At 72.4% G+C, this 16,161-nt stretch carries 11 protein-coding genes; 7 read left to right on the top strand and 4 right to left on the bottom strand.

Features of this window, described 5'->3' with window-relative positions; genetic code table 11:
- Positions 1-6: 6 nt before the first annotated feature.
- The 3 genes from ACH4J0_RS22510 to ACH4J0_RS22500 all read right to left on the bottom strand — a co-directional run bounded on the left by ACH4J0_RS22510 (position 7) and on the right by ACH4J0_RS22500 (position 3,971).
- Positions 7-549, bottom strand: coding sequence for a GtrA family protein (locus ACH4J0_RS22510; RefSeq protein ID WP_396242293.1), 543 nt, complete (start codon positions 547-549; stop codon positions 7-9).
- 46 nt (positions 550-595) lie between these two features.
- On the bottom strand, positions 596-2,992 hold the full coding sequence (gene lon, locus ACH4J0_RS22505) for an endopeptidase La (protein ID WP_396242292.1): 2,397 nt from the start codon (positions 2,990-2,992) through the stop codon (positions 596-598).
- A 184-nt stretch (positions 2,993-3,176) separates the two neighbouring features.
- A complete protein-coding gene (locus tag ACH4J0_RS22500) occupies positions 3,177-3,971 on the bottom strand; it encodes a rhomboid-like protein (RefSeq protein WP_396242291.1) in 795 nt (264 codons plus the stop codon).
- A 562-nt stretch (positions 3,972-4,533) separates the two neighbouring features.
- On the opposite strand from ACH4J0_RS22500, the gene ACH4J0_RS22495 reads away from it, so the two are divergent.
- The 7 genes from ACH4J0_RS22495 (at position 4,534) to ACH4J0_RS22465 (ending at position 15,108) form a co-directional block, all read left to right on the top strand.
- A complete protein-coding gene (locus ACH4J0_RS22495; RefSeq protein ID WP_094742879.1) occupies positions 4,534-5,271 on the top strand; it encodes a response regulator transcription factor in 738 nt (245 codons plus the stop codon).
- Between the two features lie 79 nt (positions 5,272-5,350).
- Positions 5,351-6,481, top strand: coding sequence for a sensor histidine kinase (locus ACH4J0_RS22490; RefSeq protein WP_396242290.1), 1,131 nt, complete (start codon positions 5,351-5,353; stop codon positions 6,479-6,481).
- 287 nt (positions 6,482-6,768) lie between these two features.
- Complete coding sequence (locus ACH4J0_RS22485; RefSeq protein WP_396242289.1) at positions 6,769-10,515, top strand: multifunctional oxoglutarate decarboxylase/oxoglutarate dehydrogenase thiamine pyrophosphate-binding subunit/dihydrolipoyllysine-residue succinyltransferase subunit; 3,747 nt, start codon at positions 6,769-6,771, stop codon at positions 10,513-10,515.
- Between the two features lie 228 nt (positions 10,516-10,743).
- Complete coding sequence (locus tag ACH4J0_RS22480) at positions 10,744-12,699, top strand: protein kinase (protein WP_396242288.1); 1,956 nt, start codon at positions 10,744-10,746, stop codon at positions 12,697-12,699.
- 50 nt (positions 12,700-12,749) lie between these two features.
- On the top strand, positions 12,750-12,932 hold the full coding sequence (locus ACH4J0_RS22475) for a DUF6104 family protein (RefSeq protein ID WP_396242287.1): 183 nt from the start codon (positions 12,750-12,752) through the stop codon (positions 12,930-12,932).
- Positions 12,933-13,130: 198 nt separating this feature from the next.
- On the top strand, positions 13,131-14,054 hold the full coding sequence (locus ACH4J0_RS22470; RefSeq protein WP_396242286.1) for a DUF4097 family beta strand repeat-containing protein: 924 nt from the start codon (positions 13,131-13,133) through the stop codon (positions 14,052-14,054).
- 1 nt (position 14,055) lies between these two features.
- Entirely contained in the window at positions 14,056-15,108 is a 1,053-nt protein-coding gene (locus ACH4J0_RS22465) for a PadR family transcriptional regulator (protein ID WP_396242285.1), read from the top strand.
- Positions 15,109-15,164: 56 nt separating this feature from the next.
- Here the strand turns inward: ACH4J0_RS22465 and ACH4J0_RS22460 are convergent, their stop codons facing one another.
- The gene (locus ACH4J0_RS22460; protein WP_396242284.1) at positions 15,165-16,127 is read right to left on the bottom strand and encodes a zinc-binding dehydrogenase; all 963 of its coding nucleotides are present in this window, start codon (positions 16,125-16,127) and stop codon (positions 15,165-15,167) included.
- Positions 16,128-16,161: the final 34 nt, after the last annotated feature.

Genomic DNA, 16,161 nt, shown 5'->3' with positions numbered 1-16,161 from the left:
CATGTCCTAGGGAACATCCCGTGGCATCTCGGGTGCAGCGTAACCGGGTTCCGGCACCGGGACCGCCCGCGGGACGGAGCCGGTGAAGACCCAGCGCCGCATCGCCCAGTACCGGAACAGCATCGCGACGAAGGTGCCGAGGACCATCCCGCTGACGAAGTCCGCGACCTCCTGGTGGAACGGGGTGACGTACGGCTCGCGCAGCTGGAAGGCGTACCGGGAGAGCGCCAGCGGAATGACGTTGACACCGATCGCCACCGCGCTGACCAGGAAGAACAGCACGGCCTCGGTTCGGTGCCCGGCCGTCCGGAAGGCCCAGCGGCGGTTGAGCACGTAGGAGACGACGGTGGCGATCACCGTCGCCACCGTCAGCGCGACCACCGGTTCGTGCTCCAGGACGGTGAACTTGAGCTCCAGGTCGATCACCGTGGTGAGCACGAAGCAGCCGCTGCCGACCAGCAGGAACTTCACCAGCCGGCGGTGCCGGACCAGGAACGGTCGCAGCCGCACCGGCACCCGGGCCAGGGCGCGCTGCGTGGGGGACGGCATGTCCGCAGTGTGGCACGCGGACCGGCCGTCCCCCCGTCGATCACCGTCAGGCCGCGGCGATCAGCACCCCGGCCGGCTCCAGGGCCAGCTCGAGCACCTCGCGCACGTCCGCCACCGGGTGGACGGTGAGCCGCTCCAGCACCTCGGCCGGGACGTCGTCCAGGTCGGCCTCGTTGCGCTTGGGGATGATCACCGTGGTGATGCCGGCCCGGTCGGCGGCGAGCAGCTTCTGCTTCACCCCGCCGATCGGCAGCACCCGCCCGGTCAGCGACACCTCGCCCGTCATCGCCACGTCGGTGCGCACCTTGCGGCCGGAGAGCAGCGAGGCCAGCGCCGTGGTCATGGTGATGCCGGCGCTCGGCCCGTCCTTGGGGACGGCCCCGGCCGGGACGTGCAGGTGCACGCCGCGGTCGCGCAGCGAGGTGACGGGCAGCTCCAGTTCGGCGCCGCGCGAGCGGAGGAAGGAGAGCGCGATGTGCGCGGACTCCTTCATCACGTCACCCAGCTGCCCGGTGAGGGTGAGCCCGGTGCCGCCGGTCTCGGCGTCGGCGAGCGAGGCCTCGATGTAGAGGACGTCGCCGCCGGCGCCGGTGACCGCGAGGCCGGTGGCCACGCCGGGGACGGCGGTGCGCCGTTCGGCGGGCTCCTGGGCGGACTCGGGCACGTGGTGCGGTCGGCCGATCAGGGCGCGCAGGTCCTGAGCGCCGACCGCGGCGGGCAGTTCGCGCTCGCCCAGCTCGGTCTGTGCGGCGATCTTGCGCAGCACCCGGGCGATCGAGCGCTCCAGGGTGCGCACGCCCGCCTCGCGGGTGTACTCCCCGGCGAGCCGGCGCAACGCCTCCTCGTCGACACTGACCTGTCCGTCGCCGAGGCCGGCCCTCTCCAGCTGGCGCGGGAGCAGGTGGTCGCGGGCGATGACGACCTTCTCGTCCTCGGTGTAGCCGTCGAGCCGGACCAGCTCCATCCGGTCGAGCAGCGGCTCGGGGATGGCCTCCAGCACGTTGGCGGTGGCGAGGAAGACGACGTCGGAGAGGTCGAGCTCGACCTCCAGGTAGTGGTCCCGGAAGGTGTGGTTCTGCGCCGGGTCCAGCACCTCCAGCAGGGCGGCGGCCGGGTCGCCCCGGTAGTCGGAGCCGACCTTGTCGATCTCGTCGAGCAGGACGACCGGGTTCATCGAGCCGGCTTCCTTGATCGCCCGCACCAGGCGGCCGGGCAGCGCGCCGACGTAGGTGCGCCGGTGGCCGCGGATCTCCGCCTCGTCGCGGACGCCGCCGAGCGCGACCCGGACGAACTTGCGGCCCATGGCACGGGCCACCGACTCCCCGAGGGACGTCTTGCCGACGCCGGGCGGGCCGACCAGCGCGAGCACCGCGCCGCCGCGGCGGCCGCCGATCAGTCCCAGCCCCTGGTCGGCCCGGCGCTTGCGGACGGCCAGGTACTCGACGATCCGCTCCTTCACGTCGGCGAGGCCGGCGTGGTCGGCGTCGAGCACGGCGCGGGCGCCGGCGATGTCGTACGCGTCCTCGGTGCGCTCGTTCCAGGGCAGCTCCAGGACGGTGTCCAGCCAGGTGCGGATCCAGGAGCCCTCGGGCGACTGCTCGGACGAGCGCTCCAGCTTGTCGACCTCCTTGAGCGCCGCCTCCCGCACCTTCTCCGGGAGGTCGGCGGCCTCGACCCGGGCGCGGTAGTCGCCCTCCTCGTCGGCCGGGTCGCCGTTCAGCTCGGCCAGCTCCTTGCGGACGGCCTCCAGCTGGCGGCGGAGCAGGAACTCCTTCTGCTGCTTGGCCACGCCCTCCTCGACGTCCTTGCGGATGGTGTCGTTGACCTCCTCCTCGGCGAGGTGGTCGCGCAGCAGGGTGAGGGCGTACTCCAGCCGGGCGACCTGGTCGGCCTCCAGCAGCACCTTGAGCTTCTGCTCGGCGGTGGCGAAGGGCGCGTAGCCGATGTTGTCGGCCAGCTCGCCGACGCCCTCGATCTGCGCGACCCGGTCCACGATCTGCCAGGCGCCGCGCTTGCGCAGCCACTGGGTGGACAGCGCCTTGTACTCCTTGACCAGCTCGGCGGCCCGCCCGGCCACCGGCATGCCGACCGAGGACTCCCGGAACGGCGTGGTCTCCACCCAGAGCGCGGCGCCGGGGCCGGTGGTGCCGACCCCGATCCGGACCCGGCGCACGGCGCGCACCAGCGCGGCCGGATCGCCGTCGGCGAGGCGGCCCACCTGCTCCACCGTGGCCAGCGTGCCGGCCGCCGCGTACGAGCCGTCCACCCGCGGAACCAGCAGGACCTGGGGCTTGCCGGAACCGGCGGCCGCGGCGCGGGCGGCCTCGACCGCGGCGCGCACCTCGGTGTCCTTCAGGTCCAGCGGGACGACCATGCCCGGGAGGACGACCTCGTCGTCGAGCGGCAGCACGGGCAGGGTGAGCGGTGTGGACGTCGATGCCATGATCTCTCCCCAGTCAGTGAACTTGAGTCGACCTGACTAAGGCTTCACGGCCGCCGGATGTTCCCGGCATCTTGTTCGCTGCGAGCGAACGCCTCGTCACCACAGCGGCCGGGAGGGGGCGCCGTCAACCGGGAGGGGGCGCCGTCAAAAGGACGGGAAGGAAGGGCCCGAGAGGGCCCCGGCGTCAGCGCGCGGTGGACGGACGGGCGCCGGCCCGCACCGCCGCGGCGGCCGAGGAGGCGACCGCCGGGGCCTGCGCCGCACGGGTCCGCGGCCGCGGCGGGCGTCGCTCGATCCGGCGCAGCCAGCGCGACAGCACCACTCCGGCGAGCACCGCGGCCGGATGCCCCACGGCCGTGACCACGTCCTTCCCGGTGGCGATCTGCTGGGCGATCATCAGCCCCGCCCCGCCCAGCGCCAGCACCCGCCCGCGCCAGGGCAGCAGCCCGGCCACCGCGCCCAGGCAGGCGAGCACGCCGTAGCTGACCCCGACGTCCAGGTGGTCCATCGCCTCCGGCGCCATCCGCCCGGCCTCCACCGCGGTGATCACCACACCCTGGGAGAGCAGCGTCGCCGCGACGTGCCCGATCGCGAACACCGCCGCGGCCCGGCCGGTGCCGACCCTGCGCTCCAGCGGCGCCAGGGTGAGGGCGAAGCCCCACACGTAGGGCAGCCACACCTCCCCGGCCACCCAGAAGCCGCTGAGCACGAGGGCGCGCAGCGGGTGCTGGAGCAGGTTGTGGCCGTCCGAACTGGAGGCCTCCCGCAAGCGCTGGACGAGTTCCGGATCGGCGATCCCCGCGAAGGTGGTGGTGGCTCCGACCACGGCGAGATATCCGAGGGTGAAGGGAGTGCGCCGGGGCGTCGGCACGCGTTCCAGCAGCCATTCGAAGACGCCGGCGCGCAGTCCGTACCGGAGCATTCCGTACGGCATCCCCGCGGGGACGCTCCGGACGGCCTCCCGCCGCAGTCCCGCCATGCCGCCTCCGCTCCACGCCCGCCGACACCGGCGCTCGCAGGTGCCCGACGTACCGGCGCGTGCGCCGGATTCCGCCCGGCGGGGCGTTGTCGTGGCCACGGTACGTCGAGGTTCTGAGAGGCACCTGAGAAAAGCCCGTGAAGACCGTCGACGCGAGGAGCCGCCGGATTCCCGGCATTGGTCCAGACCTTCTTCCCATTAACGCGTCAGTAGGGCCTCTGACCGGCGACTTGGCGTCAACTGGAGTGCATACGTACCGTTACGCAGAGAAAATTCGCCGGGTAAGGTATCGGCCCGTGCCCACTCAAGCGGTGGGCCAACGGGCGGCCGGACAGCCGGCCCACGGGCCGGAAACGTCCGGTCCACCTGCCGGAAAGCATCCGCTGTCCGTACGCTGCGAAGTGCGTGGGAGACGTGGACGGGAGACCATCCGTCCGCACAACTCCCGGACGCGCGACGGGACGGCGGACCCGGCACAGTCCACGACGGAACAAGACTACGAGCGGAGCCCCGCCATCCCCACAGGTGGCCGGCCCGCAGCCCTGGGGGCGGTGGCGTGACCGTGACAGAAATTCAGCAGGACAACCCCAACACCGGTGGCACGGTGAGCAGTCAGCGCAGAGTGCTGGTGGTGGAGGACGAGCCCACGATCGCCGAGTCGATCGCGGCCCGACTGGGCGCGGAGGGGTTCAAGGTCGCCGTGGCCCACGACGGCCCCGGCGCGGTGGACGGCTTCCACACCTGGCAGCCGGACCTGGTGGTCCTGGACATCATGCTGCCCGGCTTCGACGGGCTGGAGGTGTGCCGCCGGATCCAGGCCCAACGCCCGGTCCCGGTGCTGATGCTGACCGCCCGCGACGACGAGACGGACCTGCTGGTCGGCCTCGGCGTCGGTGCCGACGACTACATGACCAAACCGTTCTCGATGCGCGAACTGGCCGCCCGGGTCAACGTGCTGCTGCGCCGCGTCGAGCGCGCCCAGCAGGCCGCCCGCACGCCCGCGCTCGGCAGCCTGCGCTTCGGCGAGCTGGAGATCGACCACGTCCAGCGCCGGGTCCGGCTCGCCTCGGGCGACGTCCACCTGACGCCGACCGAGTTCGACCTGCTGGCCTGCCTGGCCGCCCAGCCGCGCGCGGTGCTCACCCGCGAGCAGCTGCTGGCCGAGGTGTGGGACTGGACCGACGCGTCCGGCACCCGCACCGTCGACAGCCACGTGAAGGCGCTGCGCCGGAAGATCGGCGCCAGCTGGATCCGCACCGTGCACGGCGTCGGATACGCACTGGAGGCCCCGCTCTCCTGACGGGGGCCTCGGGCGACGGGCCACCGGGGGGCCCGTGTCCCGGCACCGCCGTGACACCACGCGGGGATCACAGGGACCAATGACCTTTCCACAGCAACGCAACCGGGACGCCGACGGCGCGCGCCCGCAGACGCTGGCCGCACGCGCGGCCAGCCGGGTCTGGGCCGACATCCGCCCGCTCGACCCGGTCCGGTCGATCAAGGGCAAGCTCGCCCTGCTGGTGATCGTCTCCGTGTTCCTGGCCACCGGGATGGTGGTCGTGGCGATCCGGTCCGAGACCCAGATCCGGATCATCATGGTCTTCTCCATGATCGCCTCGCTGCTGTTCATGCAGTTCCTCGCGCACGGGCTGACCGCCCCGCTGCGCGAGATGACGGCCGCCGCCCGCGCGATGGCCTCCGGCGACTACAGCCGCCGGGTCGAGGTGAACTCGCGCGACGAGATCGGCGAGCTGGCCGCCGCCTTCAACGCCATGGCCGCCGACCTCCAGGCCGCCGACCAGCACCGCCGAGAGCTGGTCGCCAACGTCTCGCACGAGCTGCGCACGCCCATCGCCGCGCTGCGCGCCGTGCTGGAGAACGTGGTGGACGGCGTCGTGCAGCCCAATCCGGCGACACTGGAGGCCGCGCTGGAGCAGACCGAGCGGCTCGGCCGCCTGGTCACCCACCTCCTGGACCTCTCCAAGATCGACGACGGCGTGGTCGACCTGGACGCCCGCCCCTTCGAGGTGCGCGAGTTCCTGGACGGCGTGCTGCGCGGGGTCACCGTGGACGGCGCGACGGCCGGCGGGGCGTTCTCCCGGCGCGGCGACGTCCGACTGGCCCTGGAGGTCAGCCCGGCCGGCCTGACCGCCGTGGCGGACCCGGAGCGGCTCCACCAGGTGGTCGCCAACCTGGTCGACAACGCCTGCAAGCACTCCCCGCCCGGCGGCACCGTGACGGTGCGCGCGAGACCGGACGGCGAGGAGGGCGGCCTGCTGCTGGAGGTCCAGGACGAGGGTCCGGGCATCCCCCTGGCGGACCGCGGCCGGGTCTTCGAGCGGTTCAGCCGCAGCGGCACCGCGACCGCCTCCGGCGCCGGCGCCGACGGCGGCACCGGACTGGGCCTGGCGATCGCCCGCTGGGCGGTGGACCTGCACGGCGGGCGGATCGCCGTCGCGGAGTCGCCGCGCGGCTGCCGGATCGAGGTCCGCCTGCCCGGACAGCCCTGAGCGGGCCGGGACATTTGTCACAGATCCGACACAGACGCACACGAAGATCGTCTGCGGATCACTCCAGGTCTTTGTCCGTTTTCGCCCCGGTTTGGAGGGCGATCGGGCCCGATCGGTTCCCCTCGGATACGGCTTTCTAACGTACTTTTTCAGCCAATCTGCAGGTCAGGACTGTGATCTGGGCGACGCCTGGGGCCCGGGGACTGCGCGATCACTGGTCAGGGGCGTAGCCTTAATCCCCGCTGTCCAAACATCCCAAAAGGAAGCGGAAGAGGGCGGTTGCCGCCGTGTCGCCACAGTCCCCTGAAACCCCCAACAGCTCGGCAAGCTCCACTGGCTTCGGCCCCAATGAGTGGCTCGTCGATGAGATCTACCAGCAGTACCTCCAGGACCCGAACTCGGTCGACCGAGCCTGGTGGGACTTTTTCGCCGACTACAAGCCCGGTACCGAGGTGACCCCAGTGACCCAGGCCGCGACCCAGGCCGGCCCCACGCCGACCCCTGCCGCTGCCCCCGCGCCCGCCGCTGCTGCTCCGGCCGCACCCGCGCCCGCCGCTCCGGCCGCCCCGGCCGCTCCGGCCCCGGCTGCCGCCCCGCTCGCCGCCGCGCCCGCCGCACCCCCGGCCCCCAAGGCCGCCGCCGCTGCCCCGGCCCCGGCCGCCGCCCCGGCCGGACCCGAGCTGGTCCAGCTGCGCGGCCCGGCCAAGGCCGTCGCCACCAACATGGACGCCTCGCTGGAGGTGCCGACCGCGACCTCGGTCCGCGCCGTCCCGGCGAAGCTGTTGATCGACAACCGCATCGTCATCAACAACCACCTGCAGCGCGCCCGCGGCGGCAAGGTCTCCTTCACCCACCTGATCGGTTACGCCCTGGTCCAGGCCATCAAGGCCGCCCCGGGCATGAACCACAGCTACAAGGTGGAGGACGGCAAGGCCTTCCTGGTCAAGCCGGAGCACGTCAACCTGGGCCTGGCGATCGACCTGGTCAAGCCGAACGGCGACCGCCAGCTGGTCGTCGCGGCCATCAAGAAGGCCGAGACCCTCGACTTCTTCGGCTTCTGGCAGGCCTACGAGGACATCGTCCGCCGGGCCCGCGCCAACAAGCTGACCATGGACGACTTCACCGGCGTCACGGTCTCGCTGACCAACCCCGGCGGCATCGGCACCGTGCACTCCGTGCCGCGCCTGATGCAGAACCAGGGCACCATCGTCGGCGTCGGCGCCATGGAGTACCCGGCCGAGTTCCAGGGCTCCGCCCCGGAGACCCTGTCCCGCCTCGGCGTCTCCAAGATCATGACGCTGACCTCGACCTACGACCACCGCGTCATCCAGGGCGCGGCGTCCGGCGAGTTCCTGCGCGAGATCCACCGCCTGCTGCTCGGCGAGAACGGCTTCTACGACGAGATCTTCGAGTCGCTGCGGATCCCGTACGAGCCGGTCCGCTGGGCCACCGACGTCGCCACCACCCACGACGACGAGGTCAACAAGACCGCCCGCGTCATGGAGCTGATCCACTCCTACCGGGTCCGCGGTCACCTCATGGCCGACACCGACCCGCTGGAGTACAAGCAGCGCAAGCACCCCGACCTCGACGTCACCACCCACGGCCTCACCCTGTGGGACCTGGAGCGCGAGTTCGCGGTCGGCGGCTTCGGCGGCCAGAAGATGATGAAGCTCCGCGACATCCTCGGCCTGCTGCGCAACACCTACTGCCGCACCGTCGGCATCGAGTACATGCACATCCAGGACCCGAAGCAGCGCAAGTGGCTGCAGGAGCGCCTGGAGAAGCCGTACGCGAAGCCCGAGCGCGAGGAGCAGCTGCGGATCCTGCGCCGGCTGAACTCTGCCGAGGCCTTCGAGACCTTCCTGCAGACCAAGTACGTCGGCCAGAAGCGCTTCTCGCTGGAGGGCGGTGAGTCGCTGATCGCGCTGCTGGACGCGACCATCGACTCCGCCGCCGAGCACCGCCTGGACGAGGCCGTCATCGGCATGGCCCACCGCGGCCGCCTGAACGTGCTGGCCAACATCGTCGGCAAGCCGTACGGCAAGATCTTCGGCGAGTTCGAGGGCAACCTCGACCCGAAGTCGATGCACGGCTCCGGCGACGTCAAGTACCACCTGGGCTCCGAGGGCACCTTCACCGGCCTGGACGGCGAGCAGATCAAGGTCTCGCTGGCCGCCAACCCCTCCCACCTGGAGACGGTCGACCCGGTGGTCGAGGGCATCGCCCGCGCCAAGCAGGACATCCTGGACCAGGGCGGCAGCACCTTCCCGGTGCTGCCGATCCAGATCCACGGCGACGCGGCCTTCGCCGGCCAGGGCGTCGTCGCGGAGACCCTGAACATGTCGCAGCTGCGCGGCTACCGCACCGGCGGCACCGTGCACATCGTGGTGAACAACCAGGTCGGCTTCACCGCCGCCCCGGCGTCCTCGCGCTCCTCGATGTACTGCACCGACGTGGCCCGCATGATCGAGGCCCCGATCTTCCACGTGAACGGCGACGACCCGGAGGCCGTGGTCCGCGTCGCGCGGCTCGCCTTCGAGTTCCGCCAGGCGTTCCACAAGGACGTCGTGATCGACCTCATCTGCTACCGCCGCCGCGGTCACAACGAGGCCGACAACCCGTCGTTCACCCAGCCGCTGATGTACGACCTGATCGACAAGAAGCGCTCGGTGCGCAAGCTGTACACCGAGGGCCTGATCGGTCGCGGCGACATCACCATGGAAGAGGCGGAGCAGGCGCTCCAGGACTTCCAGGGCCAGCTGGAGAAGGTCTTCGCCGAGGTCCGCGACGCGGCCCAGGCGCCGGCCGACACCACCACGGGCAAGCCGGTCGCCGACTTCCCGGTCTCCATCCAGACCGGCATCTCCCAGGAGATGGTCAAGCGGATCGCCGCCTCGCAGGTCAACCACCCGGACTGGCTGACCGTCCACCCGCGCCTGCTGCCGCAGCTGCAGCGCCGCGCCGCCTCGGTCGAGGACAACACCATCGACTGGGCGATGGGCGAGACCCTCGCCATCGGCTCGCTGCTCATGGAGGGCCACCCGGTCCGCCTGGCCGGCCAGGACAGCCGCCGCGGCACCTTCGGCCAGCGGCACGCCGTCCTGATCGACCGCAAGACCGGCGAGGACTACACCCCGCTGCAGTACCTCACCGAGGACCAGGCCCGCTACACCGTCTACGACAGCCTGCTGTCGGAGTACGCGGCCATGGGCTTCGAGTACGGCTACTCGCTGACCCGCCCGAACGCGCTGGTCATGTGGGAGGCGCAGTTCGGCGACTTCGTCAACGGCGCGCAGACCATGGTGGACGAGTACATCGCCTCCGCCGAGCAGAAGTGGGGCCAGCACTCCGGTGTCGTCCTGCTGCTGCCGCACGGCTACGAGGGCCAGGGGCCGGACCACTCGTCCGCCCGCCCGGAGCGCTTCCTCCAGCTGTGCGCGCAGGACAACATGACGGTCGCCATGCCGACCCTGCCGTCGAACTACTTCCACCTGCTGCGCTGGCAGGCGCACAACCCGCACCACAAGCCGCTGATCGTCTTCACCCCGAAGTCGATGCTGCGTCTGAAGGCCGCGGCGAGCGCGACCGAGGAGTTCCTGTCGGGCTCCTTCCGCCCGGTCATCGGTGACACCACCGTCGACCCGGCGCAGGTCCGCAAGGTGGTCATCACCTCCGGCAAGTTCTACTACGACCTGGCGGCGGCCCGGACCGAGCGCGGCATCACCGACACCGCGATCGTCCGCATGGAGCGGCTCTACCCGCTGCCGGTGGCCGAGCTCCAGGAGGAGCTGGCCCGCTACGGCGACGACGTCCAGTTCGTCTGGGCGCAGGAGGAGCCGGCCAACCAGGGTGCCTGGCCGTTCATCGCGATGAACCTGGTCGACCACCTCCAGGTCGTCATCGGCCGCAGCGGCGGCGACGCCCGTCTGCGCCGCGTGGCCCGCACCTCGGCCTCGTCGCCGGCGGTCGGCTCGGCCAAGCGGCACGGTGCCGAGCAGCAGGCGCTGATCGAGGAGGTCTTCGCGCTCTGACGCGCCGAGACCGACACGCTGCGGCCCCCGTCCCCTCGCTGAGGGGGCGGGGGCCGCAGTGTTTCCCGTTCACGTCAAGGTCGCAGCTCTGCGACCAAACGGGGACCGGCCCGCACCTCCTCCTGACGGATCGATAGGTTATGCCTCGCCAGATCGCCGCCCGGCGCTCGTCACACGCCCGCGGCCCCGGCCGAACGACCTCACCGCTCTCCCAGGGGGATCCACCGCATGACCGACACGCTGCACCCCGGCAAGCTCCCTCCGGTCTTCCAGCCGCTCCTTCCGGACGACCCCCGGGAGGTCGGCGGCTACCGGCTGTTCGCCCGGCTCGGCGCCGGCGGCATGGGCCGGGTCTACCTGTCGTACACGCCGGGCGGACGCCCGGTGGCGCTCAAGGTGGTCCGGCCCGAGTTCGCCGAGGACGGCGAGTTCCGCCGCCGGTTCGCCCAGGAGGTCAGCAACGCCCAGCGGATCCACGGGCTGTACACCGCGCAGGTGATCGATTCCGGCGGCCTGGACTCGGACGCCCCCTGGCTGGTCACTGCGTACGTCCCCGGCCCGTCCCTGCAGCAGGTGGTGCGGGAGCACGGCGCGCTACCCGTCCGCACCGTGCTGCTGCTGATGGGCGGCATCGCCGAGGCGCTGCAGGCGATCCACAGCGTCGAGGTGGTCCACCGCGACCTCAAGCCGGCCAACGTGCTGGTCGCCGGGGACGGCCCGCGGGTGATCGACTTCGGCATCGCCCGGGCCGCCGACGCCACCGCGCTGACCGGCACCGGCTACCGGATCGGCTCCCCCGCCTTCATGGCCCCCGAGCAGGCGCAGGGCCGCGCGGTCACCCCGGCCACCGACGTCTTCGCGCTCGGCGCCCTGGCCGCGTACGTGGCCGGCGGCACCCCGCCGTTCGGCGACGGACCGGACACCGCGGTGCTCTACCGGGTGGTGCACGAGGAGCCGGACCTGACGGCCGTCCCGGCGGACCTGCGCGAGCTGGTCCAGCGCTGCCTGGCGAAGTCGCCGGAGGACCGCCCGAAGCCGGCCGAGATCATCCAGACCGCCCGCAACCACCCGGAGGTCGGCGGCCAGCTGCGGTTCGCCGAGGACTGGCTACCGCGGCAGGTCAACACCGAGATCACCCGGCGCTCCGACCTGCCCAGGACGCCGTCCACCCCGCCGCCGGCCGCGCCCGCGACCCCGCCGGCCCCGGCGGCTCCCCCGCAGCCGGTCGGCGCGCCGACCCACCCGGTCACGGTGGCGGTCCAGCCGCCGCAGCACCCCACCACGCCGCCGCCCGGCTTCGCCCCGCCGCCCCTCGGCATGTACGGCGCCCCGCAGCCGCCCACCGAGACCCCGACCGCACCGGTGCTGCCCGCCCCGCCGACCGTCCCGCTCCGGGCGGAATCTCCGTCCTTCGACACCCCGCCGCCCGGCCCGGTGGTCGCCGCCGCCCCGTCGCCCGAGCCGGAGCCCAAGCGCGGGGGCGGCGTCTCCTGGAAGGTGCTGTTGACGGTCGCCCTGGTGATGGCGGTCGGCGGCACCGCGGGCGGCGTGGTGCTGATGAAGAAGCTGGACGACGGCGGGAAGGCCAAGAGCGGCAGCAACAACAGCGCGGCCCGGCAGACCGGCGGCGGCACCCCGAACCCGGCCCCCGCCCTGGACGACGCCTCCCCCACCCCGACCGCCTCCGCCTCCGGCGCGCCGGTGTCCGCAGCTCCCTCGAAGTCCGGCCCCGGCACCGTCTCGGCGCCCGCCCGGCCGGTCGGCTACACCCTGCTGCTGGACAGGAAGGCGCTCTCGATCCCGGCCGCCGAGTACTCCTCGGACGCGTACCGGATCGACCTGAACGCCGGCACCGTGGTGCCGCGCAGCGGCTCCGGCGACCTGAAGTGGGGCCTGGGCGTGACCAACACCGGCAGCGGCAGCAAGGCCAACTCCTTCGAGAGCGCGGGAGACGAGAAGTCGGACTTCGCCGTGATCACCGAGTCGACGGTCACGGCCGAGCAGTGCGCCGCCGCGATCGACTCCCGGCCGGACACCGACCTGACGTACAACCGGGTCGCGCCCGGGCGCCTGCTCTGCGTCCGCGACCGGGACAGCCGCAACATCGCGATCGCCGCGATCACCGCCGCCGACCCGACCACGGGTGCCGCCTCGATGACCGTCAGCACCTGGCGGGCCAGCTGACCGGCGGGTCTATCCTGGCCGGGTCAAATCCCATCGGACCGGAGCGAACCGTGTACTTCACCGACCGAGGCATCGAGGAGCTGCAGAACCGGCGCGGCGAGGAGGAGGTCACCTTCGAGTGGCTGGCCGAGCGCCTGCGCGAGTTCGTCGACCTCAACCCGGACTTCGAGATCCCGGTCGAACGGCTGGCCACCTGGCTGGCCCGGCTCGACGACGAGGACGAGGACGAGTGACGTCCTGACGCCGTGATCACCGAAGGGTCCGGGAGGCAACCGCCTCCCGGACCCTTCGCGCGTCTCCCCTTAGGGGAGAGCTCCGGGTCCGGTCCGGGCCGCTCTCGGGGGCGGAACCGCTTGCTTTTCCCGGCACGCGATATATCGTCTTCAAGAGAGAACGCGATACATCGCGATCCGCGACGGGAGGCGGCAGAGATGAGCCAGTGGACGATCGAGGGGCCGGGCAGGACCACCTTCGAGGACGCGGTCCGTGCGCTGCACGTGCGCGTCATCGACGGCACCGTGAACGTGGTCGCGGCCGACGGCCCGGCCCGCCTGGAGGTCACCGGTCTCAAGGGCGACGCGCTGCACGTGACGCTGGTCGACGGCGTCCTCACCGTCACCTACCGGGACATCAACAGCTGGGGCGAGTTCGGCGACTGGATCAAGTCGATCGGCTCGGTCCGCAACTTCTTCGACTCCTTCAAGCGCAAGCGCTCCGTCGACGTCACCCTGACCGTCCCGGCCGGCACCGACGTCAAGGTCGGCACCGTGTCGGCCCACTCCACCGTCACCGGCATCGAGGGGCACGTCTCGGTGCAGGCCGCCAGCGGCGACACCACCCTGGCCGGGGTCACCGGGCGGATCGACGCCAGCACCGTCACCGGCGACGTGGACGCCCAGGCGGTGGGCGGCCGGCTCAAGGTCAACACCGTCTCCGGGCAGCTCACCGTGATCGCCGGAACCGCCGACCGGGTCCAGGCCAACAGCGTCACCGGTGCCGTCACCCTGGACCTCGACGTGGCAGGCGAGACCGACGTCAAGGTCAACACCGTCAGCGGCCCGGTCGTGGTCCGGATCCCCTCGCTGGCCGACGCCACCGTCGAGGCCGGCTCCACCAGCGGCGATGTCTCCAGCACCTTCGACGAGCTCACGATGAGCAGCACCTGGGGCGCCAAGAAGATCTCCGGACAGCTCGGCGAGGGCCGCGGCAGCCTCAACGTCACCACCGTCTCCGGCGCGGTGACGGTGCTGCGCCGCCCCGACACCGAGGACGACGCCCCGGTGGTCGTCAAGGAGCTCCCGGCCTCCCCCGCCACCGATGGGCCCACCGGCCCCGACCTCACCAAGGAGGCCTGAGATGACCCCTGTGTTCGGCCACGGCCGGCTCCGGCTCTACCTGCTGAAGCTGCTGGACGAAGCCCCGCGGCACGGCTACGAGGTGATCCGCCTGCTGGAGGAGCGCTTCCAGGGCCTGTACGCCCCGTCCGCCGGCACGGTCTACCCGCGGCTGGCCAAGCTGGAGCAGGAGGGCCTGGTCAGCCACAGCACCGAGGGCGGCCGCAAGGTCTACCGGCTCACCGACACCGGGCGGGTCGAACTGGAAGCGCGACGGGGCGAGCTGGACGAGCTGGAGCTGGAGATCCACGACTCCGTGGCGCAGCTCGCCGGGGCGATCCGGGAGGACGTCCGGGACAGCGCCAAGGACCTCCGCGAGGAGCTGTGGCAGGCCGCCAAGCAGGCCCCCCGGCCGGAGCGCGGCGCCGGCGCCTCGACCGGCGGGGACCCGTGGGCCGGCCCGTGGGGCGACAACGAGTCCTGGCAGCGTGCCAAGGAGGAGTTCGCCCAGTTCAAGCGGCAGGCCAAGGAGCAGGCCAAGCGCGCCCGGGAACAGGAGCGGGCCGCCAAGGCCAAGGCGAAGGCCGCCGAGGAGGAGGCCCGCCGACTGCGTGAGCAGGCCAAGGCCTCCCGCGCCGCCGCCCAGCAGGAGGCGCTGCGGATCAAGCGCCGGGTCGAGCAGCAGGTGCGCGAGCACGCCGCGAAGGGCGACTGGCCGACCGGGCTGGCCGAGGGCCTGTCCGAACTGACCAAGGGCCTGGCCGGACTCGCCGACGCCGCCCGCTGGGGCCACCCGACGGCGGAGAAGTCGGCCGAACCGGGCGAGCGGGTCACCGCGACCCGGATCGACCTGGACAAGGACCAGGACGCGACGGCCGCCCCCGCCGACCTGCCGCCGTGGGCGCGCACCGACCCGGACGGGGACCCGTCTCGCGAACTGGAGCGGCTGCTCGACCGCTTCCGCGACCAGGTCCGTGACGCGGCCCGGGACGGCGGGGTGAACGCCGACAAGCTGGCCACGGCCCGCTCGGTGCTGGGCGCGGCCGGCGAGCGGCTGAAGCGGCTGCTCGGCTGACCCACGCCGGTGTGGAGGCCCGGTGTCCTCGTACGGGGACACCGGGCCGTCACGGCTCAGGGGTTGAGCACGATCTTGCCGAAGACCTCGCCCTTGGCGAGCCGGGCGAAGCCCTCCCGGGCCTCGGACAGCGGCAGCACCGAGTCGATCACCGGGCGGACCCCGGAGTTGGCGCACAGAGCCAGCAGCCCGGCCAGCTCCTCCTTGGTGCCCATGGTCGAGCCGACCACCTTGAGCTCCAGGAAGAAGATCCGGTTCAGCTCGGCGGCCTTCGGGCTGGGGCCGGAGGTGGCACCGGAGATCACGATGGTGCCGCCCGGGCGCAGCGACTTCACCGAGTGCGACCAGGTCGCGGCGCCGACCGTCTCCATCACCGCGTCCACCCGGGAGGGCAGCCGGGCGCCGCTCTCGAAGGCCGCGTCCGCGCCGAGCTCGACCGCCCGACGGCGCTTGGCCTCGTCCCGGCCGGTCACCCAGACCCGCAGGCCGGCCGCCTTGCCGAGGACGACCAGCGCGGTCGACACCCCGCCGCCGGCACCCTGGACCAGGACGGTGTCGCCGGGCCTGACTCCGGCGTTGGTGAACAGCATCCGGTACGCCGTCAGCCAGGCCGTGGGCAGGCAGGCGGCCTCCTCGAAGCTCAGCTCGGCGGGCTTGGGCAGCAGGTTCCAGGTCGGCACGGCCACCTGCTGGGCGAAGGTGCCCTGGTAGCGCTCGGTGAGGATGGACCGGGGCTCGGTCGGGCCCACCCCGTGGCCGGTCTGGCCGATCACCGAGTGGATGACGACCTCGTTGCCGTCCTCGTCGACGCCGGCGGCGTCGCACCCGAGGATCATCGGCAGCTTCTCGGCAGGCAGGCCGACGCCGCGCAGCGACCACAGGTCGTGGTGGTTGAGGCTGGCGGCCCTGACCGTCACCACGCTCCAGCCGGGGCGGGCCTGCGGCTCGGGGAGTTCGCCCAACTCCAGGCCGCTGAGCGGGTCGTCGGCGTCGATACGGGCGGCATAGGCAGCAAACATGTCCCGGACACTAGCCGGGACGGCCGAGGCCGGG

The sequence above is a fragment of the Kitasatospora sp. NPDC017646 genome, assembly GCF_044329365.1.
Lineage (GTDB): Bacteria > Actinomycetota > Actinomycetes > Streptomycetales > Streptomycetaceae > Kitasatospora.
The sequence above is the reverse complement of the archived record's forward strand: the minus strand, read 5'-3'. Positions and strand labels throughout refer to the sequence as shown.

Bases quoted from the DNA above. Each gene is read 5' to 3' on its own strand.
- ACH4J0_RS22465 (WP_396242285.1), top strand. From the start codon at position 14,056: ATGACCCCTGTGTTCGGCCACGGCCGGCTCCGGCTCTACCTGCTGAAG.
- ACH4J0_RS22500 (WP_396242291.1), bottom strand. From the start codon at position 3,971: ATGGCGGGACTGCGGCGGGAGGCCGTCCGGAGCGTCCCCGCGGGGATG.
- lon (WP_396242292.1), bottom strand. From the start codon at position 2,992: ATGGCATCGACGTCCACACCGCTCACCCTGCCCGTGCTGCCGCTCGAC.
- ACH4J0_RS22470 (WP_396242286.1), top strand. From the start codon at position 13,131: ATGAGCCAGTGGACGATCGAGGGGCCGGGCAGGACCACCTTCGAGGAC.
- ACH4J0_RS22510 (WP_396242293.1), bottom strand. From the start codon at position 549: ATGCCGTCCCCCACGCAGCGCGCCCTGGCCCGGGTGCCGGTGCGGCTG.
- ACH4J0_RS22460 (WP_396242284.1), bottom strand. From the start codon at position 16,127: ATGTTTGCTGCCTATGCCGCCCGTATCGACGCCGACGACCCGCTCAGC.
- ACH4J0_RS22490 (WP_396242290.1), top strand. From the start codon at position 5,351: ATGACCTTTCCACAGCAACGCAACCGGGACGCCGACGGCGCGCGCCCG.
- ACH4J0_RS22480 (WP_396242288.1), top strand. From the start codon at position 10,744: ATGACCGACACGCTGCACCCCGGCAAGCTCCCTCCGGTCTTCCAGCCG.